Source organism: Amycolatopsis orientalis (assembly GCF_000943515.2).
GTDB lineage: Bacteria > Actinomycetota > Actinomycetes > Mycobacteriales > Pseudonocardiaceae > Amycolatopsis > Amycolatopsis orientalis.
Genome location: NZ_CP016174.1, coordinates 8,519,649 through 8,545,318 on the forward strand (window position 1 = coordinate 8,519,649; position 25,670 = coordinate 8,545,318).

At 70.3% G+C, this 25,670-nt stretch carries 28 protein-coding genes; 10 read left to right on the forward strand and 18 right to left on the reverse strand.

The window, feature by feature from the left end; all coding sequences use genetic code 11:
* Position 1: 1 nt before the first annotated feature.
* Complete coding sequence (locus SD37_RS37095) at positions 2-856, forward strand: aldo/keto reductase (protein ID WP_044855630.1); 855 nt, start codon at positions 2-4, stop codon at positions 854-856.
* Here SD37_RS37095 and SD37_RS44020 read toward each other — a convergent pair whose 3' ends face one another.
* The 3 genes from SD37_RS44020 to SD37_RS37110 all read right to left on the reverse strand — a co-directional run bounded on the left by SD37_RS44020 (position 857) and on the right by SD37_RS37110 (position 2,267).
* On the reverse strand, positions 857-1,186 hold the full coding sequence (locus SD37_RS44020; RefSeq protein WP_236725205.1) for a hypothetical protein: 330 nt from the start codon (positions 1,184-1,186) through the stop codon (positions 857-859).
* Positions 1,187-1,339: 153 nt separating this feature from the next.
* Positions 1,340-1,567 (reverse strand): hypothetical protein, encoded by a 228-nt coding sequence (locus SD37_RS44025; protein ID WP_044855631.1) that lies wholly within the window; start codon positions 1,565-1,567, stop codon positions 1,340-1,342.
* An 85-nt stretch (positions 1,568-1,652) separates the two neighbouring features.
* Positions 1,653-2,267, reverse strand: coding sequence for a LysE/ArgO family amino acid transporter (locus SD37_RS37110; protein WP_044855632.1), 615 nt, complete (start codon positions 2,265-2,267; stop codon positions 1,653-1,655).
* Between the two features lie 66 nt (positions 2,268-2,333).
* Between SD37_RS37110 and SD37_RS37115 the strand changes: the two genes are divergently transcribed.
* A complete protein-coding gene (locus SD37_RS37115) occupies positions 2,334-3,212 on the forward strand; it encodes a LysR family transcriptional regulator ArgP (protein WP_044855633.1) in 879 nt (292 codons plus the stop codon).
* A 38-nt stretch (positions 3,213-3,250) separates the two neighbouring features.
* The gene (locus SD37_RS37120; RefSeq protein ID WP_037308946.1) at positions 3,251-3,838 is read left to right on the forward strand and encodes an HhH-GPD-type base excision DNA repair protein; all 588 of its coding nucleotides are present in this window, start codon (positions 3,251-3,253) and stop codon (positions 3,836-3,838) included.
* On the opposite strand, the gene SD37_RS37125 is transcribed toward SD37_RS37120, so the two are convergent.
* From SD37_RS37125 to SD37_RS37135, 3 genes are read right to left on the reverse strand one after another with little or no spacing between them, the layout of a single operon-like run.
* Positions 3,839-4,417: a GNAT family N-acetyltransferase gene (locus tag SD37_RS37125; RefSeq protein WP_044855634.1), complete on the reverse strand. Its 579-nt coding sequence runs from the start codon at positions 4,415-4,417 to the stop codon at positions 3,839-3,841.
* Positions 4,418-4,424: 7 nt separating this feature from the next.
* Positions 4,425-5,018 (reverse strand): hypothetical protein, encoded by a 594-nt coding sequence (locus SD37_RS37130; RefSeq protein WP_044855635.1) that lies wholly within the window; start codon positions 5,016-5,018, stop codon positions 4,425-4,427.
* Entirely contained in the window at positions 5,000-5,644 is a 645-nt protein-coding gene (locus SD37_RS37135) for a spermine/spermidine synthase domain-containing protein (RefSeq protein WP_044855636.1), read from the reverse strand. The genes SD37_RS37130 and SD37_RS37135 overlap by 19 nt, the downstream gene beginning before the upstream one ends.
* 127 nt (positions 5,645-5,771) lie before the next feature.
* Between SD37_RS37135 and SD37_RS37140 the strand changes: the two genes are divergently transcribed.
* Positions 5,772-5,960, forward strand: coding sequence for a DUF1918 domain-containing protein (locus tag SD37_RS37140; RefSeq protein ID WP_044855810.1), 189 nt, complete (start codon positions 5,772-5,774; stop codon positions 5,958-5,960).
* Between the two features lie 3 nt (positions 5,961-5,963).
* Here SD37_RS37140 and SD37_RS37145 read toward each other — a convergent pair whose 3' ends face one another.
* Entirely contained in the window at positions 5,964-7,133 is a 1,170-nt protein-coding gene (locus tag SD37_RS37145) for an MFS transporter (RefSeq protein ID WP_044855637.1), read from the reverse strand.
* 335 nt (positions 7,134-7,468) lie between these two features.
* Between SD37_RS37145 and SD37_RS37150 the strand changes: the two genes are divergently transcribed.
* Positions 7,469-7,789 (forward strand): ArsR/SmtB family transcription factor, encoded by a 321-nt coding sequence (locus SD37_RS37150; RefSeq protein WP_044855638.1) that lies wholly within the window; start codon positions 7,469-7,471, stop codon positions 7,787-7,789.
* Positions 7,790-7,983: 194 nt separating this feature from the next.
* Entirely contained in the window at positions 7,984-9,156 is a 1,173-nt protein-coding gene (locus tag SD37_RS37155; protein ID WP_044855639.1) for an MFS transporter, read from the forward strand.
* 64 nt (positions 9,157-9,220) lie between these two features.
* Here the strand turns inward: SD37_RS37155 and SD37_RS37160 are convergent, their stop codons facing one another.
* Complete coding sequence (locus SD37_RS37160) at positions 9,221-9,520, reverse strand: DUF3017 domain-containing protein (protein ID WP_044855640.1); 300 nt, start codon at positions 9,518-9,520, stop codon at positions 9,221-9,223.
* A 117-nt stretch (positions 9,521-9,637) separates the two neighbouring features.
* On the opposite strand from SD37_RS37160, the gene SD37_RS37165 reads away from it, so the two are divergent.
* Positions 9,638-12,442 carry a TNT domain-containing protein gene (locus SD37_RS37165; RefSeq protein WP_418189796.1) on the forward strand — a complete coding sequence of 935 codons (2,805 nt, stop codon included), beginning with the start codon at positions 9,638-9,640 and terminating at the stop codon, positions 12,440-12,442.
* Positions 12,443-12,548: 106 nt separating this feature from the next.
* Here SD37_RS37165 and SD37_RS37170 read toward each other — a convergent pair whose 3' ends face one another.
* The 9 genes from SD37_RS37170 to SD37_RS37205 form a co-directional block, all read right to left on the reverse strand.
* Complete coding sequence (locus SD37_RS37170) at positions 12,549-13,172, reverse strand: pentapeptide repeat-containing protein (RefSeq protein WP_044855811.1); 624 nt, start codon at positions 13,170-13,172, stop codon at positions 12,549-12,551.
* A 25-nt stretch (positions 13,173-13,197) separates the two neighbouring features.
* The gene (locus tag SD37_RS37175; protein ID WP_237671648.1) at positions 13,198-14,265 is read right to left on the reverse strand and encodes a reverse transcriptase family protein; all 1,068 of its coding nucleotides are present in this window, start codon (positions 14,263-14,265) and stop codon (positions 13,198-13,200) included.
* Positions 14,266-14,404: 139 nt separating this feature from the next.
* The gene (locus tag SD37_RS37180) at positions 14,405-14,887 is read right to left on the reverse strand and encodes a VOC family protein (protein ID WP_044855643.1); all 483 of its coding nucleotides are present in this window, start codon (positions 14,885-14,887) and stop codon (positions 14,405-14,407) included.
* A gap of 67 nt (positions 14,888-14,954) precedes the next feature.
* On the reverse strand, positions 14,955-15,464 hold the full coding sequence (locus SD37_RS37185) for a hemerythrin domain-containing protein (protein WP_044855644.1): 510 nt from the start codon (positions 15,462-15,464) through the stop codon (positions 14,955-14,957).
* A 107-nt stretch (positions 15,465-15,571) separates the two neighbouring features.
* Entirely contained in the window at positions 15,572-18,925 is a 3,354-nt protein-coding gene (locus tag SD37_RS37190; protein WP_044855645.1) for an error-prone DNA polymerase, read from the reverse strand.
* Between the two features lie 3 nt (positions 18,926-18,928).
* On the reverse strand, positions 18,929-19,081 hold the full coding sequence (locus SD37_RS42905; RefSeq protein ID WP_162835882.1) for a hypothetical protein: 153 nt from the start codon (positions 19,079-19,081) through the stop codon (positions 18,929-18,931).
* A 2-nt stretch (positions 19,082-19,083) separates the two neighbouring features.
* Positions 19,084-20,676, reverse strand: coding sequence for a DNA polymerase Y family protein (locus SD37_RS37195; RefSeq protein ID WP_065913119.1), 1,593 nt, complete (start codon positions 20,674-20,676; stop codon positions 19,084-19,086).
* Positions 20,677-20,690: 14 nt separating this feature from the next.
* Positions 20,691-21,395 carry a hypothetical protein gene (locus SD37_RS37200; protein ID WP_065913052.1) on the reverse strand — a complete coding sequence of 235 codons (705 nt, stop codon included), beginning with the start codon at positions 21,393-21,395 and terminating at the stop codon, positions 20,691-20,693.
* A gap of 122 nt (positions 21,396-21,517) precedes the next feature.
* Positions 21,518-22,429 (reverse strand): alpha/beta hydrolase, encoded by a 912-nt coding sequence (locus SD37_RS37205; RefSeq protein WP_044855647.1) that lies wholly within the window; start codon positions 22,427-22,429, stop codon positions 21,518-21,520.
* Positions 22,430-22,567: 138 nt separating this feature from the next.
* Here SD37_RS37205 and SD37_RS37210 point away from each other — a divergent pair, with 138 nt between their 5' ends.
* From SD37_RS37210 to SD37_RS37220, 3 genes are all read left to right on the forward strand, one after another.
* Entirely contained in the window at positions 22,568-23,434 is an 867-nt protein-coding gene (locus SD37_RS37210; protein ID WP_044855648.1) for a helix-turn-helix domain-containing protein, read from the forward strand.
* Positions 23,435-23,461: 27 nt separating this feature from the next.
* Positions 23,462-24,043 (forward strand): HD domain-containing protein, encoded by a 582-nt coding sequence (locus SD37_RS37215; protein ID WP_044855649.1) that lies wholly within the window; start codon positions 23,462-23,464, stop codon positions 24,041-24,043.
* A gap of 112 nt (positions 24,044-24,155) precedes the next feature.
* Positions 24,156-24,860 carry an SRPBCC family protein gene (locus tag SD37_RS37220; RefSeq protein WP_044855650.1) on the forward strand — a complete coding sequence of 235 codons (705 nt, stop codon included), beginning with the start codon at positions 24,156-24,158 and terminating at the stop codon, positions 24,858-24,860.
* Here the strand turns inward: SD37_RS37220 and SD37_RS37225 are convergent.
* Positions 24,857-25,492: a hypothetical protein gene (locus tag SD37_RS37225; protein ID WP_236725206.1), complete on the reverse strand. Its 636-nt coding sequence runs from the start codon at positions 25,490-25,492 to the stop codon at positions 24,857-24,859. The two genes, SD37_RS37220 and SD37_RS37225, sit on opposite strands and share 4 nt — an antisense overlap.
* Positions 25,493-25,670: the final 178 nt, after the last annotated feature.

Consider the following 25,670-nt stretch of genomic DNA (forward strand, 5'->3'; position numbering starts at 1 on the left):
CATGCGCTACCGCAGCATCGGGGACATCGAGGTCAGCGCGATCGGCCTGGGCGCGATGCCGTTGTCGATCGAAGGCCGTCCGGACCGCGAGCGGGCGATCGCCACGATCCACGCCGCCCTCGACGCCGGGATCACCCTGATCGACACGGCCGACTCTTATCACTGGCACGCGGGCGAAACCGGGCACAACGAGGTGCTGATCGCCGACGCGCTGGCCACGTACGGCGGCGACTCCGGCGCGGTCCTCATCGCGACCAAGGGTGGACGCGGGCGGCCCGGTGACGGCTCTTGGACCGTCACCGGGACACCCGCGCACCTCAAGAACGCCTGCGAAGGCTCGCTGAAGCGGCTCGGCGTCGAGGCGATCGGGCTCTACCAGTTGCACAAGCCCGACGAGAACGTGCCATGGGCGGACTCCGTCGGCGCGATCAAGGAGCTGGCCGACGAGGGCAAGATCCGGCTCGCCGGAGTATCCAATGTGTCCAGTGCGCAGATCCTCGAAGCGCGCGAGATCCTCGGCGAGAAGCTGGTTTCCGTGCAGAACGAACACTCCCCGGCCTACCTGGCACACGAGCCGGAACTGGCGCTGTGTACGGAACTCGGGCTCGCCTACCTGCCTTGGGGTCCGCTCGGCGGCATCTCGGGCGCCTCGCGGATCGGCGCGGCGCACGCGGGTTTCCTCGCCGTGGCGGAGGATCACGGTGTCAGCCCGCAGCGGGTCTGTTTGGCGTGGCTGCTGGCGAAGTCGCCGTCGGTGATCGCGATCCCCGGATCGACGAGGCCCGCGACGATCCGCGATTCGGCGGCCGCGGCCGATCTCGTGCTCACCGCCGGTGATCTCGCCCGCCTGCCGTGATCACCCGACGGCGATGAGGCCGACCGCGGCGCCAGCGCCGAGCAGGCCGGCGACCTGCGTGCGACGGGCACGCTCGCGCAGGAAGAGCATCGCGAGCACGACCGGGATCGCCGGATAGAGCACGGTCGCGACGGCGACCAGCTGCCGATGCGTGGCGTACCAGTACAGCAGGATCGCGACCGAGCCGAGCGCCCCGACGGCGGCCGCCTTCAGCGCCGTGACCCCGGGCAGCCGGAAACCCGCCGACGACAGGAGCACGAGGGGGACGATCGCGCAGGCCGACACCGCCCGGCTGAGCGCGATCGGCCAGAACCCGGCGTCGGCGGGCACCGGGCCATGGCGAGGAACTGCACGGCGAATCCGGCACCCGCGACGAGCGCGTCGGCCACCCCGGCCGCACCGTGCCCGTCGCCGGTGCGGGAAACCAGCCACACCGACGGCAGCGCCAGCACGATCCCGGCCGCGGCGGGTACGGACAGCCGCTCACCCAAGGCGAGTACGGCGACCGCGGCCGGACAGCGCACCCCACGCAAGCGCTTGCGCAGTGGCCGGTCCCCCGAAGACCAGCGCGACGGCCACGCTGAGCACGGTGCCGCCGACCTGCGCGTACAGCGAGTTCGTCATCCCTGCGGCCCGTCTCGACAGCATTCCGCCCGCGAAATGCGTGGTGCCGAAGCAGAGGGCCGCGAGGAGTGCGGTGAGTTCACCCACCGTCGGCCTCCCCGTGGCCGCAGGACTGCGCGCAACATTCATGCATGACTCATGCATACAAGTGTCCGCGGTGCCCCGCAACCGATCAGGCGCTGACCACCAGCGTCACCCCGAGCGCGATCATCGTCGCGGCGACCAGACCGTCGAGCACCCGCCACGACGCCGGGTTGCGGAAGAACCCGCTGAGCAGCCGCGCCCCGAAGCCGAGCACGAGGAACCAGATCACGCTCGCCAGCACCGAACCGACACCGAACGCCCACCGGCCGCCGCCGTGCCCCGCGGCGATCGCGCCGAGGAGCAGCAGGGTGTCGAGGTAGACGTGCGGATTAAGCCAGGTGAGCGCCAGCGTGGTCAGCACGATGCGGCGCAGCGATCCGCCGGTCTCCGGGCCGCCGGTCTCCAGTGCCGCCGGCTTGAACGCGCGCCGGGCCGCGAGCGCGCCGTAGCAGAGCAGGAAAGCGCCGCCGACCAGGGCGACGATGGTCAGCGCTTCGGGCGACGTCCCCACCAAGGCACCCACCCCGCCGACGCCGAGACTGACCAGGATGACGTCCGAGACGATGCAGATCAGGACCACCACCAGCACCGCTTCCCGCCGGATGCCCTGACGCAGCACGAAGGCGTTCTGCGCGCCGATCGCGACGATGAGGGCCATGGTGGCGCCGAATCCGGCGGCCGCGCTGAACAGGGCGTCTTCCATACGGACGACACTAGGAAGCGGAGCGTCAACAGTACAGCTAAAGATTCTTACGTAACATTAGCGCTCATGATGACCGATCTGCCGCTCGACCTGGTCCGCACCCTGCTCGCGGTCGCCGACGAAGGCACCTTCGACGCGGCCGCCTCGGCGCTGCACGTGACGCCGTCGGCGATCAGCCAGCGCGTCAAGGCACTCGAACAGCGCACCGGCCGGGTGCTGCTGATCCGCACGAAACCGGTGCGCCTGACCGAATCCGGGCAGGCTGTCGTGCGCTTCGGCCGTCAGCTGGCCTTGCTGGAGGCCGACACGCGGGCCGAACTGGGCCTGACCGCGGGCGACGAACCGGTCCGGCTGCCGATCGCGGTGAACGCCGACTCGCTGGCGACGTGGTTCCTGCCGGCGCTCACCCGGGTGCCGGCCGGCCAGAAGATCTGCTTCGAACTGCACCGCGAGGATCAGGACCACACCACGACCCTGCTGCGGGAAGGCCTGGTGATGGCGGCCGTGACGTCGTCGCCGGATCCGGTCGCGGGGTGTTCGGTGCACCGGCTCGGGCAGATGCGCTATCTGGCCGTCGTGAGCCCGGCGCTCGGCACGGACCTCGACCTCGCCGAAGCCCCCGTCGTCGTCTTCGACCGCCGTGACGACCTCCAGGACCGCTTCGCGCGTGAGCGCGGGACGATCGCGAGTTCGCTGCGGCACTACGTCCCGTCGTCCGAAGGGTTCTTCGACGCCGTCGCGGCCGGGATGGGCTGGGGCATGGTGCCGCTCGCGCAGATCGGCGACCGCCTGCGCGACGGGACGTTCCTCTCTCTCGACCCGGACCACCCGATCGACGTACCGCTGTTCTGGCAGCAGTGGAAACTCGACTCCCCCGCGCTGGCGGCGGTGTCGGCCGCGGTCACCACCGCGGCCGCGGACCTTCTGGTCGACCCACACGGATGAGGACGCGCTCACCGGCCCGGTCGTGAGATCCTGGGCGCATGACGCGCGCATTGCACCTGGTCGGGGACGAGGAAGCCGACAGGCTGCTGACCGAGGACCCGTTCGCCCTGCTCGTCGGGATGCTCCTGGACCAGCAGTTCCCGATGGAGCACGCGTTCCGCGGCCCGCAGAAGATCGCGGACCGGATGGACGGTTTCGACATCAAGAAGATCCACGAGATGGACACCGAGACCTTCGTCGAACTCTGCGTGGTCCCGCCCGCGATCCACCGCTACGGCGGCTCGATGGCGCGGCGGGTCAAGGATCTCGCGCAGCACGTCATGGACGTCTACGACGGTGACGCGGCCGGGATCTGGACCTCCGGACGCCCCAAGCCGGACGGCCCCGAAGTCCTCAAACGACTCAAGGCGCTCCCCGGCTTCGGCGACCAGAAGGCGGCGATCTTCCTCGCGCTGCTCGGCAAGCAGCTCGGCGTGCAGCCGAAGGGCTGGCGCGCGGCCACCGGCTCGTACGGCGACCGCGGCTCCCGGCGTTCGATCGCCGACGTCGTCGACGCGAAGACCCTCGGTGAAGTGCGGGCGTTCAAGAAGGCGGCGAAGGCCGCCGCCAAGGCGCCGGCGAAGTAACTACCTCTTCGCCGCTCCCGGCCACGGCCCCGGTGTCTCGGCGGGCAGTTCTTCCTGCCCGACTTCGGTGCGGAAGATCCGGAAGCCGCGTGCCTGGTAGTTCTTGAGCGCGGCCGGACCGTCCGTGGTGCAGGTGTGGACCGTCACGCGTCGCGTCGCCGTCTTGCCGGGCCAGCGCTCGGCGAGCGCCCATGCCTCGCGCAGCGCGACGGTCAGCAGATGCCCGCCGATGCCCTTTCCGACGAAGGACGACAACAGGCCGAAGTACGCGAGTTCGACAGTGCCTTCAAGACCGCCCTCGCCGCTGCCGTCGAGTTCGAAGTAGCCGCACGGCGTCCCCTGCGCGTACGCCACCCAGGTCTCGACGCCCGGCCTGTCCAGCCACTCGATCCACTGGTCCCAAGTCCAGGCGAGCCTGTCGATCCAGAACCAGTCGCCGCCGACGGCGGTGTAGAGGTAGCGGTTCAGCTCCGGGCTGACCAGCTCGGCGCGGGTGATCGTCACCGGGACGGCAGGTGGTTTCGCCGCGCTCAAGTCGTCCGGCGAGGTCTGTTCGAGGTGCCAGGTCGTGATCTCCATGCGGCGATCATTTCAGCCAGACCCGCAGCGGCCCCAGCGCCGTGTAGCCGTTCCGCAGGGCGGCTTCGAGATCGTCCCCGCGTTCGTACCCGGTGATCGGCAGACCGGGGAAGCTCGCCGCGACCGCCGAGGTCGCGCCGCGCCAGGCGTCGTCGAGGTCGCCCTGAGTGTACAAATTGGACAGTCCGGCGAAGTCGCCGTCGCGGTTGGCTGTCACGCCGGAGACACCGTCGGACCACACCGCGACGGACGGATCCCCGAACTGATCGTCAGTGCGAGACCAGCCTGGTTCGAGGGGCACCCGAGCCGTCCGGGTGATCCAGGTGGCTTCGAAGAGCACCGTGAAACCCGCCTGCGCGAGATCCAGGCGGCCGAAGCTGTCCTTCACCGAACAGCCCGGCGAGGTGTCGATCCCGTCCAGCACGTCCGCGACCGACGCGTCCGGGGTCAAGGTCACCGCGTCCGGGTACAGCGGCGGCGTCCGGCGCGCCGATTTCCAGACGTGGCGGGAGAAGGCGCCCGCGAGCCCGTGCGCGCGGCACACCGTGTCGCACCAGCTCGCGTTGACCCGCGCCGCGTCCGCTACACCCGCGCGAACCACAGGACATCCGGTTCTCCTTGCGGCACCGGGATCTTCAGCTCCCGCACCTGACCGAACCGCGCACGCAGGCGCTTCGCGAACGACGGCACCGACTCGGCGCTCCACACCGCGAGCACGCCGCCGGGCCGCAGTCGCGCGGCCAGCATGTCGAGCCCGTCTTCCCGGTACAGCTCCGCGTTGCCGTCCGTGACCGTCCACTCAGGACCGTTGTCGATGTCGAGGCACAGCGCGTCGAACCGCTCTTCCGTCCGGCGCAACCACTTCACCAGATCGGCCTCGACGACGGTGACCCGTTCGTCGGAGAGCGCGTCGTCGTGGACGTCCTTGAGCGGACCCTCGCGGTTCCAGCTGATCACGGCGGGTTCGCGCTCGACGACCACGATCTCGCCGACGCCGGGGTGATCCAGCGCGGCGCGCAGCGAATAGCCGACACCGAGGCCGCCGATGAGCATGCGTGCCTTGCCCGGCACCAGATCCGCCGCCACCGAGACCAGCAGCCGTTCGGATTCGCCGTTGCGGGTGTCCATCAGGAACACCCCGTTGGCGATGACTTCGAAATCGTCACCGGCCCGGCGGAGCACCAGTTCACCGCTCTTCCCGGGCACCACGTCGAGTACGTCGGTCATCCGGGCAGCTTATCGACGGCTGTCACGGCGAGCCCGCGAATTTCGCCGAAGCCCTCGGCCGATCGTGGCGGGTACCTGTACGAACCCCTCCGCCCCTCCTAACCTGGAGGCGTCGGAGGTGGTTTTCATGCACGCGACCGTCGGAGACGAGATCCAGGTGCACGGACGCACGGTGGGCTCGGCTGAGCAGCGCGGCGAAATCCTCGAAGTACGCGGCGAAGACGGCGCACCGCCGTATCTCGTCCGGTTCGCCGACGGGCACGAAGGGCTGGTGTTCCCCGGCCCCGACTGCGAAGTCCTGTCCCGGACCGAATAGTCCTCACTCCGCCAACGCGGGCCGCCGAACGCGGCTCCGCCAGCCCGCCACGACCACGACCGCGCCGAGCGCGGTCAGCGCCGCCGCGATCTCGGGCAGCAGGAGCGGCCCGCCACCGCTGAGCACCGCTCCGCCGACCAGGCCGGACAGGCCGACGCCGAGGTAGATCGCGGACGCGTTGAGCGAGAGGACGAGCCCGGCGTTCTGCCGGGACAGCTCGATCAGCCGGTGCTGGATCGGCGGGTTGACCGACCAGGTGGCCAGCCCCCAGAGGAACAGCACGACGGCCGCGCCCGCGACGGTGGTCGCCACCAACGGCAGCAGCGCGAGCACCACGGTGATCCCGCCGAACACCACCAGCAGCGGTCCCTTCGCGCCCCAGCGGTCGGCGGCGCGGCCTCCGAGGACGTTGCCGAGCGCGCCGCCCGCGCCGTAGACGAACAGCAGCAGGCTGACCGTCGTGCCGTGGACGCCTGCCGTGGCGGACAGGACCGGCGAGATGAAGGTGTAGACGGAGAACGCGGCGAGGCAGCCGAGCACGGTCGCGCCGAGCATGGCGAGTACGCGCGGGTCCTTGGCGACGGTGAACCGTTCGGCCAGCCGGACCGGCGGCGGCGCCGGGACGGGCGGCAGGACCAGCCGGACCGCGAAGGCGCCGAGGAGGGCGAAGGCCGCGACGAGCGCGAAGACGGCCTGGTAGCCGACGCTCTGCGAAAGGACACTGCCGAGCGGGACGCCCAGGATCGTCGCGACGGTCAGGCCGCCGAAGACGAGCGCGACGGCGCGGCCCCGGCGTTCGGGTGTGGTGAGTTCGGCGGCGACCGCGCTGGCGGCCGGAGTGAACACGGCCGCGCCGATCGCGGTGACGATCCGCGCCAGGAGCAGCGTCACGTATCCGGGGGCGAGGGCGGCGAGGGCGTTGCCGATCGCGGTGACGACGAGGGCGGCGACCAGGAGCGTGCGCCGTTCCCAGCGGCCGGTGACCGCGGCGAACAGCGGCGAGCCGACGGCGTACGCGATGGCGAAGGCGGTGACCAGCTGGGCGGCGGCCGTCTCGGACACGCCGAGTTCGCCGGTCAGCGCGGGCAGCAGTCCGGCGACGACGTAGCCGCTCGTGCCGACCGCGAAGGTGCCGAGTGCGAGCACCGAGGTCCTGGGTGGTGCGAAAGTCATGGACTCCCCAGCTCCAGACCCCTTTTCACGCCACTTCCGCCCCCGGCACCGGATCGCGATTAGGGGGCTAAACGCAAGTCGGTGGCGCAGGTGCCCGGCTGCCGGCGGAGCACGGTTAGCCCGCGAAAGTCGCTCCGGGGCCCTGTCGCCCGGGTGCGGCCCGGAGCGCGGTTAGCCCGCGGAACGCGACTCGGTGCCGAGGGCCCCCGGCCGGCGCCGGAGCGCGATTAGGGGGCGAAAGTCGCTCTGGGGTCTTTGTTCGATGGTTGTCGTAGTTCGATGGTGACCGTACTACGAACTCGCCGAAAGTTCGAGGGGCGTCGTACTATGGACCCATGGCCGCGACCACCACCCCGCAGTACGTCTACCCCGGGCAGGACGAGATCCGGATCGAGGCGGTCCTCGCCGCGCTCGCCGACCCGGTGCGGCTCGACATGGTCCGCCAACTGGCCGAACCCGGCACCGAGATCTCGTGCAGCGGATTCGACGTCGCCGTGACCAAGTCCACACTCACCCATCACCTGCGCACCCTGCGCGAAGCGGGCATCATCATGGGCCGCCAGCAGGGCACCACGCGCTACAACTCCTTGCGCCGCAACGATCTCGACGAACTCTTCCCCGGCCTGCTCCAGGGAGTGCTCGCCGCCCGCCGCTGAGGGTGGGCAGCCTCACCCGAAACCGGGATGACAAAGGCACCCTTGATCGGTTGAACTGGATGCAGGGCAGCTCGTCGACGCACGCGCCGAACGCGCTGTCTTCTTTTGTGTCCGAGACCTAGATCGATTCAGAAGTCCATCCGCGACGGTGGGCGAGTAATCGTTTACCCAGTACGACCCCCGAAAGGAGAGCCGTGCCCGTCGCGCTGCTCGCGCTCGCCATCGGTGCCTTCGGCATCGGGACCACCGAATTCGTCATGATGGGCGTGCTGCCCGAAGCCGCCGCAGATTTCGACGTGTCGATCCCGTCCGCCGGCTACCTCATCTCCGGCTACGCCCTCGGCGTCGTGGTCGGCGCTCCCCTGCTCACCGCGGCCGCCGTCCGGCTGCCCCGCAAGACCATGCTGCTGGCGATGATGGGGCTGTTCACCCTCGGCAACGCCCTCTTCGCGCTCTCGCCGAACCAGGAGTTCGGCGTCGCCTTCCGCTTCCTCGCCGGCCTGCCGCATGGCGCGTTCTTCGGCGCCGGCGCGGTCGTCGCGTCCAGCCTGGCCAAGCCGGGCCAACGCGCGAAGGCCGTCTCGATGATGTTCATGGGCCTGACCCTCGCCAACGTCGTCGGCGTACCGCTCGGAACGCTTCTCGGCCAAAAGGTCGGCTGGCGCGCGACGTTCGGCGTCGTCGCCGTGATCGGTCTGGTCGCCATCGCCGCGATCGCGAAACTGGTCCCCCACCAGGGCAAACCGGCCGATCCGTCGCTCCGCGGCGAACTCGGCGCCTTCCGCCGTCCGCAGGTGTGGCTCGCGCTCGCGATCGTCACCTTCGGCCTCGGTGGCGTGTTCGCCTGCCTGTCCTACATCGCCCCGATGCTGACCGACGTCACCGGCTACTCCCCGTCGAACGTCACCCTGCTGCTCTCGCTCGCCGGGGTCGGCATGACGATCGGCAACTACCTCGGCGGCAGGCTCGCCGACAAGGCGCTGATGCCGAGCCTCTACGTCGCGCTGTTCGCGCTCGCGACGGTGCTGGCGATCTTCACCTTCACCGCGAACGGGAAGGTCGGCGCCGCGGTGACGATCTTCTTCGTCGGCCTCGCCGGCTTCATGATCGGCCCGATGATGCAGGCCAGGATCATGGAGAAGGCGGGCGGCACGCCGTCGCTGGTCTCCGCCGCGGTGCAGTCGGCGTTCAACATCGCGAACTCGATCGGCGCCTACCTCGGCGGCCTGGTGATCGCGGGCGGACTCGGCCTGGTCGCGCCCAACTGGGTCGGCGCGTCGCTGGCCGTGCTGGGGCTCTCCCTGGCCGCGGTCTCCGGTGGCCTCGACCGCCGCGAGGCCCGGCTCACCCCGGCCATGGCTTCCTGACCCCTCAAGCGCGTGAAGGCCCCCTTCCCTCGGCTGAGTCGAGGGAAGGGGGCCTTCACGCGCATCAGGACAGGGGACCGCCGGTGATCGTGAAGGCGATGAAAAGGATCAAGACAGAAAGCGCGCCATAAGTCAGGACGTCGACCGGCTTGCCCCGGATCGCCAGCAGCCCCGCCTTCGCGTCCGGCAGCACCGCCCTCAGCAGGCCCGCGAGCATCAGGGCCCCGCCGATCAGCGCGGCCCCCTGGCGCCAGTGGTACTGGCCGATCCGCAGGGCCGCGACCGCCACCACCAGCATCACCAGCAGGAACGGCAGGTGACGGAGCAGTGCCCCACGGTCACGCCGCTGTCCGGCCACCGCCATCAGTCCTCGTCCTTCACGGTCTCGCGGGCGAAACGATTCACGTCGCCAGTATCCCGGGTGAGTTATCCGGCAGCAGGTCAGGGCGTCTTCCGAGGTGTCAAGAGCGGCAAAACCCACATGCGGGGTGCACGCGGGCGCGGATACGGTCAAAATGTGACCGTGGCACAACCGACGACTCAGCTGAACGCGACCGAGCAGGACACCCTGGTCAAACAGATCGGCCTCGCCCTGCTGCGGGCCGCACCGCGTGATTGGCGGAAGGTGACCGCCGAGTACCGAGCCGTCGGCAGGTACCACGAGATGACCGGCGAGATCATCACCGAGGACGGCACCGCGCACGAGTGGGTCGCGACGCACGACATCGCGACGCTGTTCGGCAGGCTCCGTGCCGGGATGTACCGCGACGGCCGCGGCACCTGGTTCAACGCCCGTTACCAGCTCGACCACCCCTCGAGCTACAACCTCGAGTACAACCGCGACGAGCCTCAGTGGCGCCTCGCGCCGCCTCCGCAGGCGTACTCCGACGAACTCCGCATGTTCCCCCGCTCCGAGGAGAACGTGCCCGAATGGCTGATCCGGCGCATGTCCGGCCTCGGCCCCGAGCAACCCGGCCCGCATTTCCGCATCGCCCGCATCTTCGACACCATCGGCCCGGCCGGGCGTCCGGTGATCAACCGGCCCGACCTGGAGATCGAGGAGCAGGACAGGCTGCTCGAATACCTCGACCACGCGCCGCTGGTGGTCACCGAGCGCGGCTACGACATCGACCGGCTCGCCCAGACCCCCGAGGCCACCGTCCCGGTCGCCTTCCACAGCGACGGGCAGTGGATCTGGCCCGCCGCCGTCAACTACTACCTGCGCGAGTACGGCGTCTCGCCGGAACTCGACCTGATCGACCACGTCCGGCAGAACGGCTTCACGCTGCCCGAGGTCGACGAACCGACGCTGCAGGCCGCGGCGGGGTACCTCACCCGGGGGAATCAGCCTCCGCAGCAGCGGCCGAACGGCCCCGGGGGGCCCAACGGCGGCCCCGGTGGCCCCGGTGGCCCTGGTGGCCCCGGCGGCCCGCCGCCGCAGGGTCCGCCGCAGAACGGCCCCGCCCAGAACGGACCCGTGCCGCCGCAGCAGCAGGCACCGGTCAACCAGGGTGCTCCCGGTCAGCCGGGACCCCACGGTCCCGCGGGCCCAGGCGGCCCCGGCCCGAACCAGGCCGCCCAGCCGCCCGTCTCACCGCCGGCACCGCACCAGCAGGGTCCCGACGCCGCCTCGATGGCCGCGGCGGCGGCCGCACCGGTCGCGGCGGCCGCGGCCGTCCCCGCCGCCGAGACCACCGTCCCGGACCAGGCGGAGCAGTCCCAGCGGTACGAAGAGGACTACGACACCCAGGACTACCAGGCGCAGGACTTCCACGAAGCCGCCGCCGAGCAGCAGTACGCGGACGGCTACGACGAGCCGTACGCGCACGAACAGGCGCAGTTCCACGAGTCCGAGCAGGACGTCTACGCCGACGAAGCCCGCCAGGACGACGAGCCGCACCAGCGCGCCGAGCCCGAGCCGCAGACCGCCGACCCGGAGGCCACCACGTACGCGCGGCCCGCGCACGTCGACGCCTACGAGCAGCCCCGCGAGGAAACGCACGACGCTTACGCCCCGCAGGACGAAGACCAGCCGTACGCGCCCCCCGAGGAGGAGGCGACCACCGGCTACACGCCGGTCGAGCAGGCCGACGCGGATGGCCTGCCCCTCCTCACGCACGACGCGGAGCCGCCGAGCCCGCCCCCGCCGTCCGACTCGGAGGTCACGCAGGTCGACGGCCCGCCGCAGGAGCGGGGGACCTTTGCTACCGCCGCCCCCGTGTCCCGTCCGGAACCCGAACCGCAGCGTGAGGAGCCCTCGCGCCGTGCGGCCCCGGAGCGGCCGCGCCGCGCCGAGCACCCCGTGCCGGTGCTGAACGAGCTGCAGTCGAAGTTCGACGACCTCGACGTGCCCGACGACGTCTACCGCATCGGCGCCCCCGCCGAGCACGGCTGGAGTGTCGAGCAGGTCGACGGCGGTGGCTGGCGGGTCGGCTGGTACGACGGGAAGCTGACCAACCCGGCGGTGTTCGGTGACGCCGAGGACGCGGCCGCGTTCATGCTCGGCAAGGTTCTGCTGAACCCGAACGGCGCTCCGCCCGTCGAGGAGCCTCCCGCCGTCGAAGAGCGGCCCGCCGAGGAGCCGCCCGCTCCGGCCCCGCCCGTGCTGGCGACGCTCTCCCCCGAGGTCGCCACCGGTTCGCATCCGGTGCCGCCGCGGGAATCGATCCCGCCGCAGGAGCAGACGGCGTTCACGACGGCGGAGGAGCTGCTCGGAGACGACCTGGACGACGAGCCCACCCCGGCTCCGGTCCCGCCCGCGCCCCCGGCACGGCCGAGCCCGGCCCTGCCCAACCCGGCACTGTCGAGCCCGCCGCCCGCCCCGCCCCGCCGCGAACCGCCGGTGACGCCGCCTCCCCCGCCGCCCATGCGGCGCGAGGAACCGGCCCGCCCGCCGGCCGCGGCGAGCGCCGGACCGCCCGACGCCAAGCAGAACTGGCCGATCTCGCCGCTCAGTGGCGAACCGCCGCTGACGTTGTTCCGCGGCAAGGAACTGCGTGAGTTGCCCGCAGGCAGCGAGCTGGACCGCTTCGGCGGCCCGAACGGCAACCTGACCTACGCGGCCGGGACGCCGTTCGAGGAGCGTTCGCTCGTGCCGGAGTGGGTGAACCGGCCGTACCACGTGTACCGGGTGCAGCGTCCGCTCGAGGCGCTGGCCGGGGTCGCGATCCCGTGGTTCAACCAGCCCGGTGGCGGGTCGGCGTACCTGCTGCCCGCGTCCATCGAGGAGCTGCTCGCCGAGGGCGACCTCATCGAACTGGACCCGGGCGAACCGCCGATCGACTAGCCCGCACTGCAATGAAAGGTCCTTTCCTCGCAAATTTTGCAAGGAAAGGACCTTTCATTGCACGCCGGGGCGGCGCAAGTAGTCGACTACACGCGAGGGCCAGGAGTCAGTGGATGACAAGGCCGTGCGCGGCCGCGTAGGCCACGGCGGTCTCGGTGTCCACGTGGACGCCCGAGAGGTTCGCCTGCACCAGGCCGTTGGCGTCGATCCGCGCGCCACGCAGGTCGGCGCCGTCGAGTTTCGCGCCCGCCAACCGGGCGCCGGTGAGATCGGCGCCGCGCAGATCCGCGCCGGTGAGATCGGCCTCGGTCAGGTTGGCCTCACGCAGCCGCAGGCCGGAGAAGTCTACTTTGGACAGACGGTTGCGGCTCAGCGAGACCAGGGACAGATCACAGTCGGTGAACGCGATCTTCTGGAACCGGCAGTCCACAAAGGACGATCCGAGCATCGAGCAGGAACTCCACCGGGTACCGGCGAGCACGCTGCGGTCGAAGGTGCAGGACCGGAATGCCGACGCCTCGTGACGCGAGCCCTCGAAGTCGGTCTTGGTGAAGTCGCACTGGTCGAAGGTGCAGCCCTGGGTCCGCAGTCCCCGAAGGTCGGCTTCGGTGAAATCACAGCCGACGAAACTGCGTTTTTCCCACCATTGCCGGGAAAGGACGGCTTCACGGAAATTCGAAGCACTCCTTCCCGCTGAGAATTCATCCGGCTGAGCCTCGGCGGTCTCGATCACCCGTCCAGGATCGCACACCCGCTCACGGCCAGGTGATGCCGCCGAACAACGCGCGCAGTTTCGCCGCCCGCGCCGGTGACGACGCGGCGATCCAGCCGATCCGGCCGAGCAGATGGGCGCGGAAGTCCGGATGCGCGGTCCGGTTCTGCGCCTCCGGCCCGGTGCGGGCGCAGTTGTGGAGCAGTGCGCGCAGGGCGTCGTAGTCGGCGCGCGTCGCGGCGGGCGCGCTGTTGACCACCAGGCCCGCGACCCGTTGCCGCTGGTGCGCACCGGCGATCGACGTCTTGTCGTCCCGTAGCCGGAAGCCCTCGTCGGTCACGATCCGCCGGACGCCGGGCAGCAACCGGTGCAGCGGCGGGGAATCCCCGGAAAACGCCAGATCGTCGGCGTAGCGCGTGTAGGCCGCGCCCAGCGTGCGCGCGAGGCCGTCCAGCCGCCGGTCCAGATGGTGCGTGACCGCGTTCGCGACCGCGGGCGAGGACGGCGCGCCCTGCGGCAGATGCGTGGCCGCCAGGCTGTTCAGCAGCCGCACGCGGGCCGGATCCCGCCGCCCGTCCGGCGCGGCGGCGACGACCTCGGGCGGCGCGGCCGTGGTGAGCACGCCCGCCAGTGCCTCCGCCACGGCGGCCGGATAGCCCGCGAGCGCGAGCAACGCCGAGATCCGGCGCGCGGACACCGCCGGGAAGAACCCTTCGAGGTCCATCCTGACCACGGTCTCCCGGCCGGCGTGCGGCGCGGCACAGGTCATCGCCGAACGTCCGCGCCGGAATCCGTGCGCGGCTTCGTGCACCGGCAGGGCCCCGACGACGTGCCGCACGATACGGCGCTGCAGTTCGGCGAGCCGCGGTTTCGGCCGTTCGATGAGCCGCACCCCGCCCGACGCCGTCGGGATCCAGCGATAGGTGTAGTGCCGGACCGGGCCGGCCGCGCGCCGGTTCCAGCCCTTCGTGTCGGCGAACCACGAGAGTTCACCGGGTGTCAGGTCCAGTGCGGCGGCGCAGTCGTCGAAGGTCGCCCAGCGAGCCACCTGAAATCGCCAGACCGGCATGGGTTCGAGGAGCGACGCGGAGGTGACTCTTTCTCCTGTCATCCGCGCGGACCCGTACGCGAAGCATGCCGCTCTCGCGCGGGGCGCCTTGTCTCGCTGTCCTCGTACTCCCCGGGGTTACCCCGGAGTGGGTGGTGCTCCACCTGCTCACCTCCGCGTCGCGACCACCACCCTACCGACTTCAGCGGCTCGGGATGATCTTCGCGCCGGAGACGTACCGCATGGCCTCGACGAACTTCGGGTCGTTCATCCGGCGCTCCATCTCGGCCGGGTCGAGGTCGACCAGCCGGGTCTGGATCCACCACAGGTTGCCGAACGGGTCGCGGACCCGGCCGACGCGGTCGCCGAAGAAGAGTTCGGTCTGCCTCGTGACCTCTTCGGCGCCCGCCTCGACGGCCCGGCGCTGCGTCTCCACGCTGTCCTCGACGTAGAGCCGCAGATACGCCGGGGTTTCGATCCAGTCGTCCTGCGCGTCGAACAGCATGACGACCGAGTCGCCGATCCGGACCTCGGCGTGCCCGATCTTCCCGCCCTCGACGTACACCGGTTCGCCGAGCGGCTCGGCGTCGAAGACCCGCTTCAGGAAGTCGATCACGCGCGCGGTGTCACGCGAGATGATCCAGGGCGTCACCGAGTGATATCCGGTGGGGATCGGGTTGCTCATCGGGATTCTCCTCAGTCGTCGTGTGCGCTGAGAAGAACGTTAGAACCCGTATAGGACAGATCGTGTCCTAATGCGATTTCAGCAGGAAAGGGGGCTTCGACTCCCGCCACTCCGATATGTCCAGCGAGTTGAGCGCCTCGACGATCCGCTTCTCCTCGTAACGGAAATGCGTCTCCATGATCGCCGTGAGCCCGTCCAGTTCCCGTTGGACGTCAAGGATCTCGTCCTGACTCGTCCCTGGGCCGACACCGGCGACCAGCTTTTCGAGCCGTTCGATGATCCCTGTCATCACTCCGTGGTCGTGCGCGAGTTCTTCGAGCGCGGGCCGCAGTTCGGGGAATTCCTCCGCCAGCACGAGGAAAGCGCCGCCGTCCTCGCCGGTGTGATGCCTGGTCAGCGCCGAGCAGAAGGTGAGGCAATGCGCCCGGAGATCGCGCAGCCGCTCGGCGCGCCCCGCCGCGACCGACTCGAGGTCGTCGTCCAGCCTGGCCAGCTCTTTACGCAGCCAGTTGTGCACCTGAATGAGTTGATTTCCGAACGCCGTCAACCGGTCGTCCGTCTGAAAAGGGGTTTCCATGATTTCCCATGGTCCGGCGCCTCCATGCCCACGACGGTCTCTTTGCCGGGTGCACTGCGACGCTGGGGAGACTTCAGCATGGCCGGCCGGTGATCGTCAAGAGGGTTTCAGTGGAAGTCACGGGATTTGGCGGTGATCCGCAGCGGCAGGTGCCGGATCTGTTCGGCGAGGACGTTCACCACCTCGCCGGTGCGCTCGACCACGCCCCGGATCAGCAGCGCGGGACTGCCGCGGGCCACCCGGTGATAGCGCTGCCACACCCCCATCGTGCAGATCACGTTGATCATCCCCGTCTCGTCTTCGAGGTTCATGAAGGTGACACCGCCCGCGGTCGCCGGCCGCTGGCGATGGGTCACCGCGCCGCCGGTCAGCACCTCCGTGCCGTGCGGGACCTCCCGCAGGCCCGCCGCCGTGACGACGCCGAGCGCGTCGAGGTGGTCCCGGATGAACTGGGTCGGGAAGCTGTCCGGCGACACCCCGGTGGCCCAGACATCCGCCGCCGCGATGTCGATTTCGTCCATCCCCGGCAACATCGGCGCCTTGGCCCCGGTGATGAGCCCGGGCAGCTTCTCCGGGCTTTCGTCGGCGACCGCGCCCGCCGCCCAGAGCGCGCTCCGCCTGCTCTCGCCGAAACAACCGAACGCGCCGGCCGCGGCCAGCGCCTCGACCTGTGGTTTGGTCAGCCGCATCCGCCTGGCGACCTCGGCCAGATCCGCGAACGGGCCCCCGCGTTCCCGCTCCTCGACGATCTCCTTCGCCAGCTTCTCGCCGATCATCCGCACGGTGGACAGGCCACCCCGCACGGCGAGCAGTTCTCCCCCTTCCGGCAAGGGTTCCAGCGTCGCGTGCGGGAGGCTCGCGTTGATGTCCGGGCCGAGCACCTTCACCCCGTGCCGCCGCGCGTCGGCGACCAGCGACTGCGGCGAGTAGAACCCCATCGGCTGAGCCCGCAGCAAACCCGCCAGGAACGCGTCCGGGTGGTAGTACTTGAAGTACGCGCTCGCGAACACCAGCAGGGCGAAACTCAGCGCGTGACTCTCCGGGAAGCCGAAATTCGCGAACGCCTTGAGTTTGCCGAAGATCTTCTCGGCCAGCTCGCCTTGGATGCCGTTCTTCGCGGCGCCTTCGAGGAAGCGCCGTTTGAGCCGTTCCATCTTCTGCTCGGACCGTTTGGCCCCCATGGCGTGCCGTAAGCGATCCGCCTCCGCCGGGGTGAAATCGGCGACGTCGAGCGCGATCTGCATCATCTGTTCCTGGAACAACGGGACGCCGAGGGTCTTTCCCAGCGCGTTGGCCAGTTTGGGATGGTCGAAATCCCATTTCTCCTGACCGTTCTTGCGCCGGATGTAGGGATGCACCGAACCGCCCTGGATCGGGCCGGGCCGGATGAGCGCGACCTCGACCGCCAGATCGTAGAAAGTAGTGGGGCGCAAGCGGGGCAGCGTGGCCAGCTGCGCCCGGCTCTCCACCTGGAAGACGCCGATCGCGTCGGCGCGGCAGAGCATTCCGTAGATGTTCTGATCCTTGAGATCCAATTCGGAGATGTCGACCTCTTCCCCTTTGTGGTCACGAACCAGATCGATCATATAGTGCAGTGCCGACAACATTCCGAGGCCGAGCAGATCGAATTTGACCAGTCCCGCGGCGGCGCAGTCGTCCTTCTCCCATTGCACGACACTGCGGTTCTCCATACGGGCCCATTCGATCGGGACGACCTCGCTCACCGGTTGCGCGCAGATCACCATCCCGCCGGAATGGATACCCAGATGCCGCGGGAAGTCTTCGAGCGCGCAGGCGAGTTCCACGACCTCTTCCGGGATGTCGTGATCGTGGTCCTTCTCCGTGGCCCGCAACGCGCCCCACCGGTCGATCTGTTTACTCCACGCGTCCTGCTGGCCGGGCGTGTATCCCAGCGCCCGCGCCGCGTCCCGGACCGCGGACCGGGCCCGGTAGGTGATCACGTTCGCCACCTGCGCGGTGTTCAGCCTGCCGTATTTCCGGTAGACGTACTGGATCGCCTCCTCTCGGCGATCGGATTCGATGTCGAGGTCGATGTCCGGGTAGCCGTCGCGATCCGGGGCGAGGAACCGTTCGAAGAGCAGGTCGTAGCGCACGGCGTCGACCTTGGTGATGCCGAGCGCGTAGCAGACCGCCGAGTTCGCGGCCGATCCCCGGCCCTGGCAGAGGATTCCTTCCTCCCGGCAGAACCGCACGATGTCCCAGACGATCAGGAAGTAGCCAGGGAAACCCAGTTCTTCGATGATCTTCAGTTCGTGCTCGATCAGCTTCCGCGCTTTCTCGCGGTATTCGGCGTCTTTGTTCTTCTCGTGTTCCTTAGCGCCTTCACGGGTGAGTTTCTTCAGGAAGGACGCTTCGGTGTGCCCCTCCGGCACCTCGAACGGCGGCAGCTTCGGCTCGATGTGGTGCAGCTCGAACGCGCACTCCCGGCCGAGCAGCGCCGCCCGCTGCACCGCGCCCGGATACCGCTCGAAGATCTCGGCCATCTCCTCCCCCGACCGCAGGAACGCCATCCCCGCGGCGGGCAGCCAGCCCTCCATGTCCTCCAGGCCCCGCCGGGCGCGGATGGCGCTCAGCGCGTCGGCGAGCGGAGCCCGCTCCGGCCGGGCGTAGTGCGCGGCCGTGGTCGCCACCGTCGGCAACCCGAATTCCCCGGCCATCTCGCTCAGCAGGTCGTTGTGCGTGCTGTCCAAGGGAAGGCCGTGGTCGATGAGTTCGACGTAGACGTTGTCCCGGCCGAAGCAGTCGATGAGTTCCTTCAGTCTCTCGACGGCCGCGGCGGGGCCTTCGGTGACGAGCGCCTTGCGCACCGCGCCCTTGCGGCATCCGGTGAGTACGACGCATTTCCCGCGGACCTCTTCGGCGACCGCGCGCAGGTCGTAGACCGGCCTGCCCTTCTCCGCCCTTTCCTTGGGGGACAGCGACTGCCTGTCGAAGCCGTACAGCTGGCCCGCGGTGATCGCCCGGTTCAGGCTCAGGTAACCGTCCTGCTGCCTGGCCAGCAAGAGAAGGTGCTCACCCTCGGGATCGGCGAACCCGTTCTGCGGCCCGGACAGGCCGAAGCTGAGTTCCGTGCCGAAAACGGTGTGCACGCCCAGTTCCCTCGCCGCTTCGGCGAAGCGGACCACGCCGCACATGCCGTCGTGATCGGTGAGCGCGATCGCGTCCAGGCCCAGCCGCGCGGCCTCCTCCACCAGTTCCTCGGGATGGCTCGCCCCGTCGAGGAAGCTGAAGTTCGAATGGCTGTGCAGCTCGGCGTACGGCATCCGGCGCGCGGTGGCGCCGTCGTCGTCACCGATCAGCCCGGTCAGATCCGCGGGCCGCTGGTACCCCTGCCGCTTGGCGCTCCACGCCGGGCTGTCACCGCCGTCCCCGGGCGGCACCTCGCCCGCCAGCTCGCGGGCGAGGTCCTTCCAAGGCCGCGGAGGGTTGTTCCAGCCCATCGGTCACCGGTTCTCGGCCGAGCTTCTCGGCGCGGGGACGAACACTTCCGCGCGCGGGACGCACGCCGCCCAGGCCGTGTCCAGCTCCGCACGTTGCACCGGGACGGCCGGTTCCTCCAGCCATCGCCGCACCAGCCGCGTGTACTCCTCGTCCATGTTCAGTCGTACTTCCCTTCCAGTGTCCACATCGGATTCTTGTGATGCTCGAAGCGGAGCAGCACCGCCTCCTCGGCGTCCCGCCCGTCGGCCAGCAGCACCTGCATGCGCATCCGGGTCCCCGACCGGGCATGTCCCGCCCCGGCCCGGACCCCGACGAACCACGGCCCCGCCCAGCCGAGGACCTCGCGCGGCTCGTCGCCCTCGAAGCTCACGAGGAACGGCGCGGCGGTGACCCGGCGCCGCGCGGTGATCTCCACGGCACGCCCGTTCTCGTCCAGCACCTGGGCGGGCACCGGCCGCGCGAACACCGTCGCCGGGGAAGGCGACGGGAGCCTCCCGGCCCAGTTCGCGTCCGCCTGCGCCGACTTCTCGCGCCTGTCGCCCCACGGCACCAGCCGGACGCGTTCGGCGGGATCGCGACCGCCGTCGAGCACCGCGGTGAAGACGCTCTCCGGGCCGAGCAAGCCCTGCACCCGCACCAGCGCGCGACCGGCGCGCTCGCCGGACAGGTCTTCGTCCTCTGTGGACGGTCGCAGTACGCCCGCCGCACCCGCCTGCCACAACCCGAGCTGCAGTGATCGGCCTTCGACCGTCTCCTCCGGCTCCAGCCGCAGCCGGACGACTCCGGAATGAGGGCGTTCCTTGGCTTTCAGCCAGCCTTCGAACTGCCAGCGCACCCTGTCCGCGACACCGAGCGGGGTCAGCGGTTCGGCGCAGCGCCACACGCGGCCGAGTTGTTCACCGGTCTCGGTGGTGACGTAGATACCGAGCCGGGTGCAGGCCAGCCCGTGCGCGGCGAGGCCGGCGTGGAACCGTTCGCCGAGGCCCTTCGCCACGAACGCGGCGGCGTCGACCCTGTCGATCGGTGGGTCGAACGCCTTCGCGAGCGAGAGTTCCGGCGGCGGACGACGGCGTGACGGCGGACGTTCGGACCGGCCCCGTGCCAGCCGGTGCGCGAGCACGCCCTCCATCCCGAAGCGGGCGGAGACGTCGCTTTCGTCGAGCGCCGCGAAGGCGCCCAGCGTGTGAAGGCCGAGCTGTTTGAGCAGGGTGACCAATTCGGCGCGACCGGCTTCGGGCTGGTCGAGTTCGCGGATGGGCAGCGGGGCCAGGAATTCCGCCGTCCCACCGCGTTCGACCAGTGTCGAACGGCGGGCGGCGAGCGTCGCGGCGAACAGGCCGTCGGCGACACCGACCTGGCTTTCCCCCCCCGCCGCCACGGACACCTCGTCCATCAGCCGTTCGAGAAGGCCGTGTTCACCGCCGAAATAACCGGCCGCGCCCTCGACCGGGACGGCGACGATCCCCGGGCGCACCACCTCGACCCCGACGGCCACTTCCTCCACCGCCTGCGCGACGGACTCGAAGAGCCGGGCGTCACGGCCGTCGTCCTCGCCGAAGACCGCCAGCTCCGGACAGCAGGACTGGGCCTCGCGCCGCCGCATCCCCCGGCGGACGCCGTACCCCCTGGCCACCGCGGTGCAGGCGACCACACGGTTCGCCGAGAAGACCGCGGCCGGGCGGCCGACGGGTTCGCCCGCGACGGCCGCGGCGGCGACCGCGGGCCAGTCCGGGCACCACAGCACCAGCATGCGCACGGGCGGGTTCACGCCGTCCCCCACCTGGCCGCGGGAAAGTCCGCTCGCTCGACCATGCCCTCACCGGGAAACCGCAGCAACGCCGACATCGGCCGGGCGGCCGCACCCCGGCCACCGGCCCGCACCTCGACCTCGCGGACGCGCAGATAGCCCGCGCCGCCGCCGGTGAAGCCCGTCCAGCGGGATCGGCGGCAGCTCAGTTCGACCTCCGCACCGGGCCAGGAACCCAGCGAAAGCAGCACCGAACCACGGTTGCGAGCGCGGGCGGACAGCCGCCTCGCCACCTCGGGCCGGGCGAGTCCCGGACCGACGACCACGAGGTCGAAACCGTCGAGCAGGGCCGCGGTCACCGCCGGGAACTCGGCACCGGGACGGGGGACCAGCGCGAGCCTGCCCACCTCGACCCCGAGTTCCGCGGCGGCGACCACCCCGAGCGCGGGCAGGCCGACCGCGACCGCCCACGCACCGCCGGCGGTCGCGGCGGCCAGCAGGGTGAGCATCAGTGACGTGGACCCCAGCACCGAAACGGTGCTCCCGCGCCGGAGCCCCGCGGCGGGCAGCAGACCGGACAACGCCGGGGACACCGGGAGCACCCTTCCCGTCGTCCTCGCGTGTTCGGCCGCGGAAGCCACGCCACTGGCCGTGCTCACTCCTGGCAAAGCCGCCAGCCTCGCCAACGGCAAGGCCCGTGCCTCGACCACCTCCGCTGTCACCGGACCCCGCCTCCCCACGACACCTAAACCGTCCTCTGTGGACGGCACCGGCATGCCACGGGGAAGGCGGCACTTCGAACGCTTGTTCGATACCTCCAGTAGACCGGGCGGCGCAGCGGTTGTCAAGCGAGGTGGCCGGCGAAGAAGTCGGCGAGCTTGTCGATCGCGGGATCGAGGTACTGCTTCCTGTCGTACAGGTCGACGTGACTGGCCCCGTCGATCCAGTGGAGCTCCTTGGAGCCGGTGGCGCGCTGATGGACCTCGATCGCCATCCAGGCGGTGACGGCCCGGCTGCCGACGATCTGCAGCAGAGGACGCGGGGCGATGAGCGGGACGGCGTGGAAGGCGTCGAAGGAGGCCAGCCTGTCGATGCTCTCCCAGGCGAGGGACTTCGCGGAGCGTTCGTGCCCGCCGCGTGAAGTGCGGTAGTACTCGAAGCCCTCGACGCCGTGCTCCCCACCGAGCGCGCCGGCCTGTTCCGCGGTTTCGGGGAACACGGCCAGCGTCCCGGGATCTTCGCCGCGGGCGGCGGCGGTCCGGGCGTGGGCGGCGGCGTCGAGCAGGCCCTGGAAGACGGCCCGGTCCTGCGTTCCGTCCGCGCCGAGGCGGAACTGGCGGGCGACGTCGACGCCGCTGACGGTGGCGACGGCCTTGACGCGATGGTCCCCGCCCGCGGCGGCGAGAGAGTAGCCACCCGAGGCACAGATGCCCAGCAGCCCGATGCGGTCCGCGTCGACGTCGGCGCGGGTGCCCAGAAAGGACACGGCGGCCTTGAAGTCTTCGACGCGCTGGGCAGGGTCTTCCAGACCGCGAGGCAGACCACCGGACTCGCCTTGGTGGGCGGCGTCGAAGGCGAGGGTGACGAAGCCGCGCTCCGCCATCCGCCGCGCATACGTGCCGGAAGCCTGTTCCTTCACCCCGGTGCCGGGGTGGCCGACCACGAGCGCGGGATGCGGACCCGGCGCGTCGGGGAGGTAGAGGTGGGCGGCGATCGGGATGCCGGCACTGTCGAAACCGACGGTGGTCCTGGTCATGAGTCACTCTCCTGAGCCGGTGGCGGGATGTCGTGACTCCCACTTTCGGCCGGGCACGACGCGGGTGGCAGAGCAGATTTCTCCCTGGGAAGGAACTTGCCCCCGCACAGTCGCACCGCGACCGTCCACACTGGAGTCATGAGTTCCGACCCCGACTCCAAAGCGCTGGGCGCCTTCCTCAAAGCCCGCCGGGCCCGGCTGTCACCACAGGAGTGCGGTCTTCCCGTGACGGACGCCGGGCGCAAGGTCGCCGGGCTCCGCCGCGAGGAGGTCGCCCAGCTCGCCGCCATCAGCGTGGACTACTACACCCGGCTGGAGCAGGGCCGCGTCCGCGCCTCCGCTTCCGTGCTGGCCACTCTCGCCCGCGCCCTGCGCCTCGACGAGGACCAGCAGAAGTACCTCTACGACCTCGCCGGCCGAACGGACGCCCGTCCCCGCCGCCGTCGTCCCGCACAACGCGTGCGACCTCCGATGCGACGTCTGCTCGACCAGCTCACCCGCGCCCCGGCGATGGTCCTCGGTGAACGTCTCGACATCCTCGCCTGGAACGCCGCCGCCGCGGCGCTTTACACCGACTTCGCCGCCATCCCGCCCGCGCGGCGCAACTACCTGCGGTTGCTGTTCACGCATCCGGAGATCCGGCGGATGCACGTCGACTGGGCGCACGACGCCCGCGAAGCCGTCGCCGCGCTGCGCATGGAAGCCGCGGCCGACGATCCCGACTGTGCCCGGCTCGTCGGCGAATTGTCGCTCCAGGACACGGACTTCCGCACGTGGTGGGCGGAGCACCATGTCAACACCGCCACCTACGGCACCAAGCGCTACCGTCACCGGCTGGCAGGCGACCTCACGCTGGACTGCGACACCTGGGCCGGGCCCGACGGCTCCGGGCAACGGCTCATGATCCTGACCGCCGAACCGGGCAGCCCCTCCCATGACGCCCTGCTCATCCTCACCTCGTGGGCCGCCAGCCAGCCCGACGCGGCGGAGGAACCGGCCGGGTGAGCGGCGCTTTCTGTCATTCTGGATGTCATGCCCTCGCCAGCCCTGCGCCGCGCCCTGACCGACCCGGGGCCCCGGCCCCTGCCGGACGAAGTGAGCGAACTCCTGGAGAAGCTGGCCGCTCCCCCGCGGCTCGCCGCGCATCTCCGGGCGGTCCACGACGTGGCCTGTTCCCTGGCCGACTGGCTGGAGAAACAGCATCCGGAGCTGGCCTTCGAACGTGAAGCGACGCTATTCGGCGCGGCCACTCACGACATCGGCAAGACGGTCCACCCCGAGGAATTGTCCGGACCCGGCTCCGCGCACGAGCAGGCCGGTTACGAACTCCTTCTGTCCCAAGGGATCGACGAAGAGCGGGCGCGGTTCGCGCGGACGCACGCCGCCTGGAGCGCGGACGTCGGCGTCGAGGACCTGCTCGTGAGCACCGCGGACAAGGTGTGGAAGGCGAAGCGGGTCACGGACCTCGAACAGCTCCTGGTCGATCGCCTGACCGCCGCGAGCGGGCAGTCGCCGTGGGAGGTCTTCATGGCCCTCGACGACGTACTCGACCGCATCGCGGCGGCCGCCGATGGAAGACTCGCCTTCCAAGCCCGCCATCCCATCCACGACTGACTCACGACCGTGACCCGCGTCACGTCGCCTTTAGCGGGCTAACCGCGCTCCGTTTGTCGAAACGGCCCCTGGCCAGGCGTCGCCTCTATGAAGACAACGAGAGAGGACAGCCATGGCGAAGGAATCCGAGGTCCGCTTCGAGGGCTTCCTGCCCACCCCGCCCGCCGACACCTGGGCCGCGATCACCGAAGGCACGGGCGGCTGGCTCTGGCCGATCCAGTACGAACCACGCGACGGCGGCGCCGAATCCGGCCTCACTCCGAACGGCGGCATGGTCACGGTCTGGAAGCCGTCACGACGCTTCGTCACCTACGCCGAGAACGAGGAGGGCTGGTTCAACACCCTCGAGTACGTCCTCGAACCGAAGGACGGCGGGACGTACTTGCGCTACGAGCACACCACCGTCCTCGACGACTGGGACGTCGAATACGACGCCTGCCGCCGTCACACGGCCTTCTACTACCACTCGCTCGGCGAGTACCTGACGCACTTCAACCGCCGCGACGCGAAGTACTTCAAAGCCGACGCGCCCGAAGCGTCGATCGCCCCGGAGGCGTTCGAAGCGGTCCGGGCGGCGATCGGCGCGACGGCCGTGGGCGACCGGGTGCACCTCGATGTCCCCGGTGTCGAAGGGGTGGTCGACTACCTGACGTCGAATTTCCTCGGCGTCCGGACCGAAGACGCGCTGTACCGCTTCTACGGCCGGAACGTGTGGGGCTGGCCTGTCGGCATCGGGCACCACCTGTTCGCCGAAGAGGCCGACGCGGACAAGGCCGAGAAGGCGTGGACTGCCTGGCTGAACGGTCTGTACGCCTAGCGGGGCAGGTTCTTCGCGACCTCGGCGCCCACGGACTTCGCCACTTCGGCGGACTCCGCGGGCGGGATCGGCGAGTTCGTGAAGAACCCCTTGTCCCAGCCCTTGTAGGTGATGACACCGACGTACACGCCCTGGATGAACCGCAGCTCGGCGCCGCTGAAGGCGCTGTCGGTGTCCAGGGAGACGAGGACGGCCTTCTGCCCGATCCCCGGCACCTGCTGCTGACGCTCGGACGGCGCGGCCGATCCGGTGGAGGACTCCGCCGCCCGTTTCTCGGCGTCCGGCCCTTCGTGGCGGTAGACCGTGATCTGCAGGGCACGGTCGTGGACGTTGTCCCCGTCCGGCGCCACCCAAGAACAGCCGTACTGCTTGGTGACGATGTCGAGGGCCTTGATCTCGTTCTCGCGGAAGCCCTGGAAGCTGTTGGTGATGGCCTTGTTCAGGAGCTCCGGGGAGACCTTGCACTGGGCGGGCGGCTGCTGGGAGACCGGCGGCTTGCCGACGGACGAGTAGTACTCCGACGCGAAGATGCCGCCCGGGATGCCCAGGCCGAGCAGGACCACGCCGCCCATGATCAGGCCGATGATCAGCCCGGTCTTTTTCTTCTTGGGCGGCTGTCCGTAGCCGGGCATCGGCGGACTGTACCCGGGCGGTGGGCCGTACCCGGGCCCAGGCGGCGCGCCGTACCCAGGCCCACCGGGCTGAGGCGCGCCGTACCCAGGCTGCTGTCCATAGCCCGGGCGGCCTCCCGGCCCAGGTGGCGGGCCATGACCCGGTCCCTGGCCATACCCCTGCGGCGGCTGGTTCACC

Bases quoted from the DNA above. Each gene is read 5' to 3' on its own strand.
- SD37_RS37095 (WP_044855630.1), top strand. From the start codon at position 2: ATGCGCTACCGCAGCATCGGGGACATCGAGGTCAGCGCGATCGGCCTG.
- SD37_RS37110 (WP_044855632.1), bottom strand. From the start codon at position 2,267: ATGGAAGACGCCCTGTTCAGCGCGGCCGCCGGATTCGGCGCCACCATG.
- SD37_RS37115 (WP_044855633.1), top strand. From the start codon at position 2,334: ATGATGACCGATCTGCCGCTCGACCTGGTCCGCACCCTGCTCGCGGTC.
- SD37_RS37120 (WP_037308946.1), top strand. From the start codon at position 3,251: ATGACGCGCGCATTGCACCTGGTCGGGGACGAGGAAGCCGACAGGCTG.
- SD37_RS37125 (WP_044855634.1), bottom strand. From the start codon at position 4,417: ATGGAGATCACGACCTGGCACCTCGAACAGACCTCGCCGGACGACTTG.
- SD37_RS37135 (WP_044855636.1), bottom strand. From the start codon at position 5,644: ATGACCGACGTACTCGACGTGGTGCCCGGGAAGAGCGGTGAACTGGTG.
- SD37_RS37140 (WP_044855810.1), top strand. From the start codon at position 5,772: ATGCACGCGACCGTCGGAGACGAGATCCAGGTGCACGGACGCACGGTG.
- SD37_RS37145 (WP_044855637.1), bottom strand. From the start codon at position 7,133: ATGACTTTCGCACCACCCAGGACCTCGGTGCTCGCACTCGGCACCTTC.
- SD37_RS37150 (WP_044855638.1), top strand. From the start codon at position 7,469: ATGGCCGCGACCACCACCCCGCAGTACGTCTACCCCGGGCAGGACGAG.
- SD37_RS37160 (WP_044855640.1), bottom strand. From the start codon at position 9,520: ATGGCGGTGGCCGGACAGCGGCGTGACCGTGGGGCACTGCTCCGTCAC.
- SD37_RS37165 (WP_418189796.1), top strand. From the start codon at position 9,638: ATGCGGGGTGCACGCGGGCGCGGATACGGTCAAAATGTGACCGTGGCA.
- SD37_RS37175 (WP_237671648.1), bottom strand. From the start codon at position 14,265: ATGACAGGAGAAAGAGTCACCTCCGCGTCGCTCCTCGAACCCATGCCG.
- SD37_RS37180 (WP_044855643.1), bottom strand. From the start codon at position 14,887: ATGAGCAACCCGATCCCCACCGGATATCACTCGGTGACGCCCTGGATC.
- SD37_RS37185 (WP_044855644.1), bottom strand. From the start codon at position 15,464: ATGGAAACCCCTTTTCAGACGGACGACCGGTTGACGGCGTTCGGAAAT.
- SD37_RS37190 (WP_044855645.1), bottom strand. From the start codon at position 18,925: ATGGGCTGGAACAACCCTCCGCGGCCTTGGAAGGACCTCGCCCGCGAG.
- SD37_RS42905 (WP_162835882.1), bottom strand. From the start codon at position 19,081: ATGGACGAGGAGTACACGCGGCTGGTGCGGCGATGGCTGGAGGAACCG.
- SD37_RS37195 (WP_065913119.1), bottom strand. From the start codon at position 20,676: ATGCTGGTGCTGTGGTGCCCGGACTGGCCCGCGGTCGCCGCCGCGGCC.
- SD37_RS37205 (WP_044855647.1), bottom strand. From the start codon at position 22,429: ATGACCAGGACCACCGTCGGTTTCGACAGTGCCGGCATCCCGATCGCC.
- SD37_RS37210 (WP_044855648.1), top strand. From the start codon at position 22,568: ATGAGTTCCGACCCCGACTCCAAAGCGCTGGGCGCCTTCCTCAAAGCC.
- SD37_RS37215 (WP_044855649.1), top strand. From the start codon at position 23,462: ATGCCCTCGCCAGCCCTGCGCCGCGCCCTGACCGACCCGGGGCCCCGG.
- SD37_RS37220 (WP_044855650.1), top strand. From the start codon at position 24,156: ATGGCGAAGGAATCCGAGGTCCGCTTCGAGGGCTTCCTGCCCACCCCG.
- SD37_RS37225 (WP_236725206.1), bottom strand. From the start codon at position 25,492: ATGCCCGGCTACGGACAGCCGCCCAAGAAGAAAAAGACCGGGCTGATC.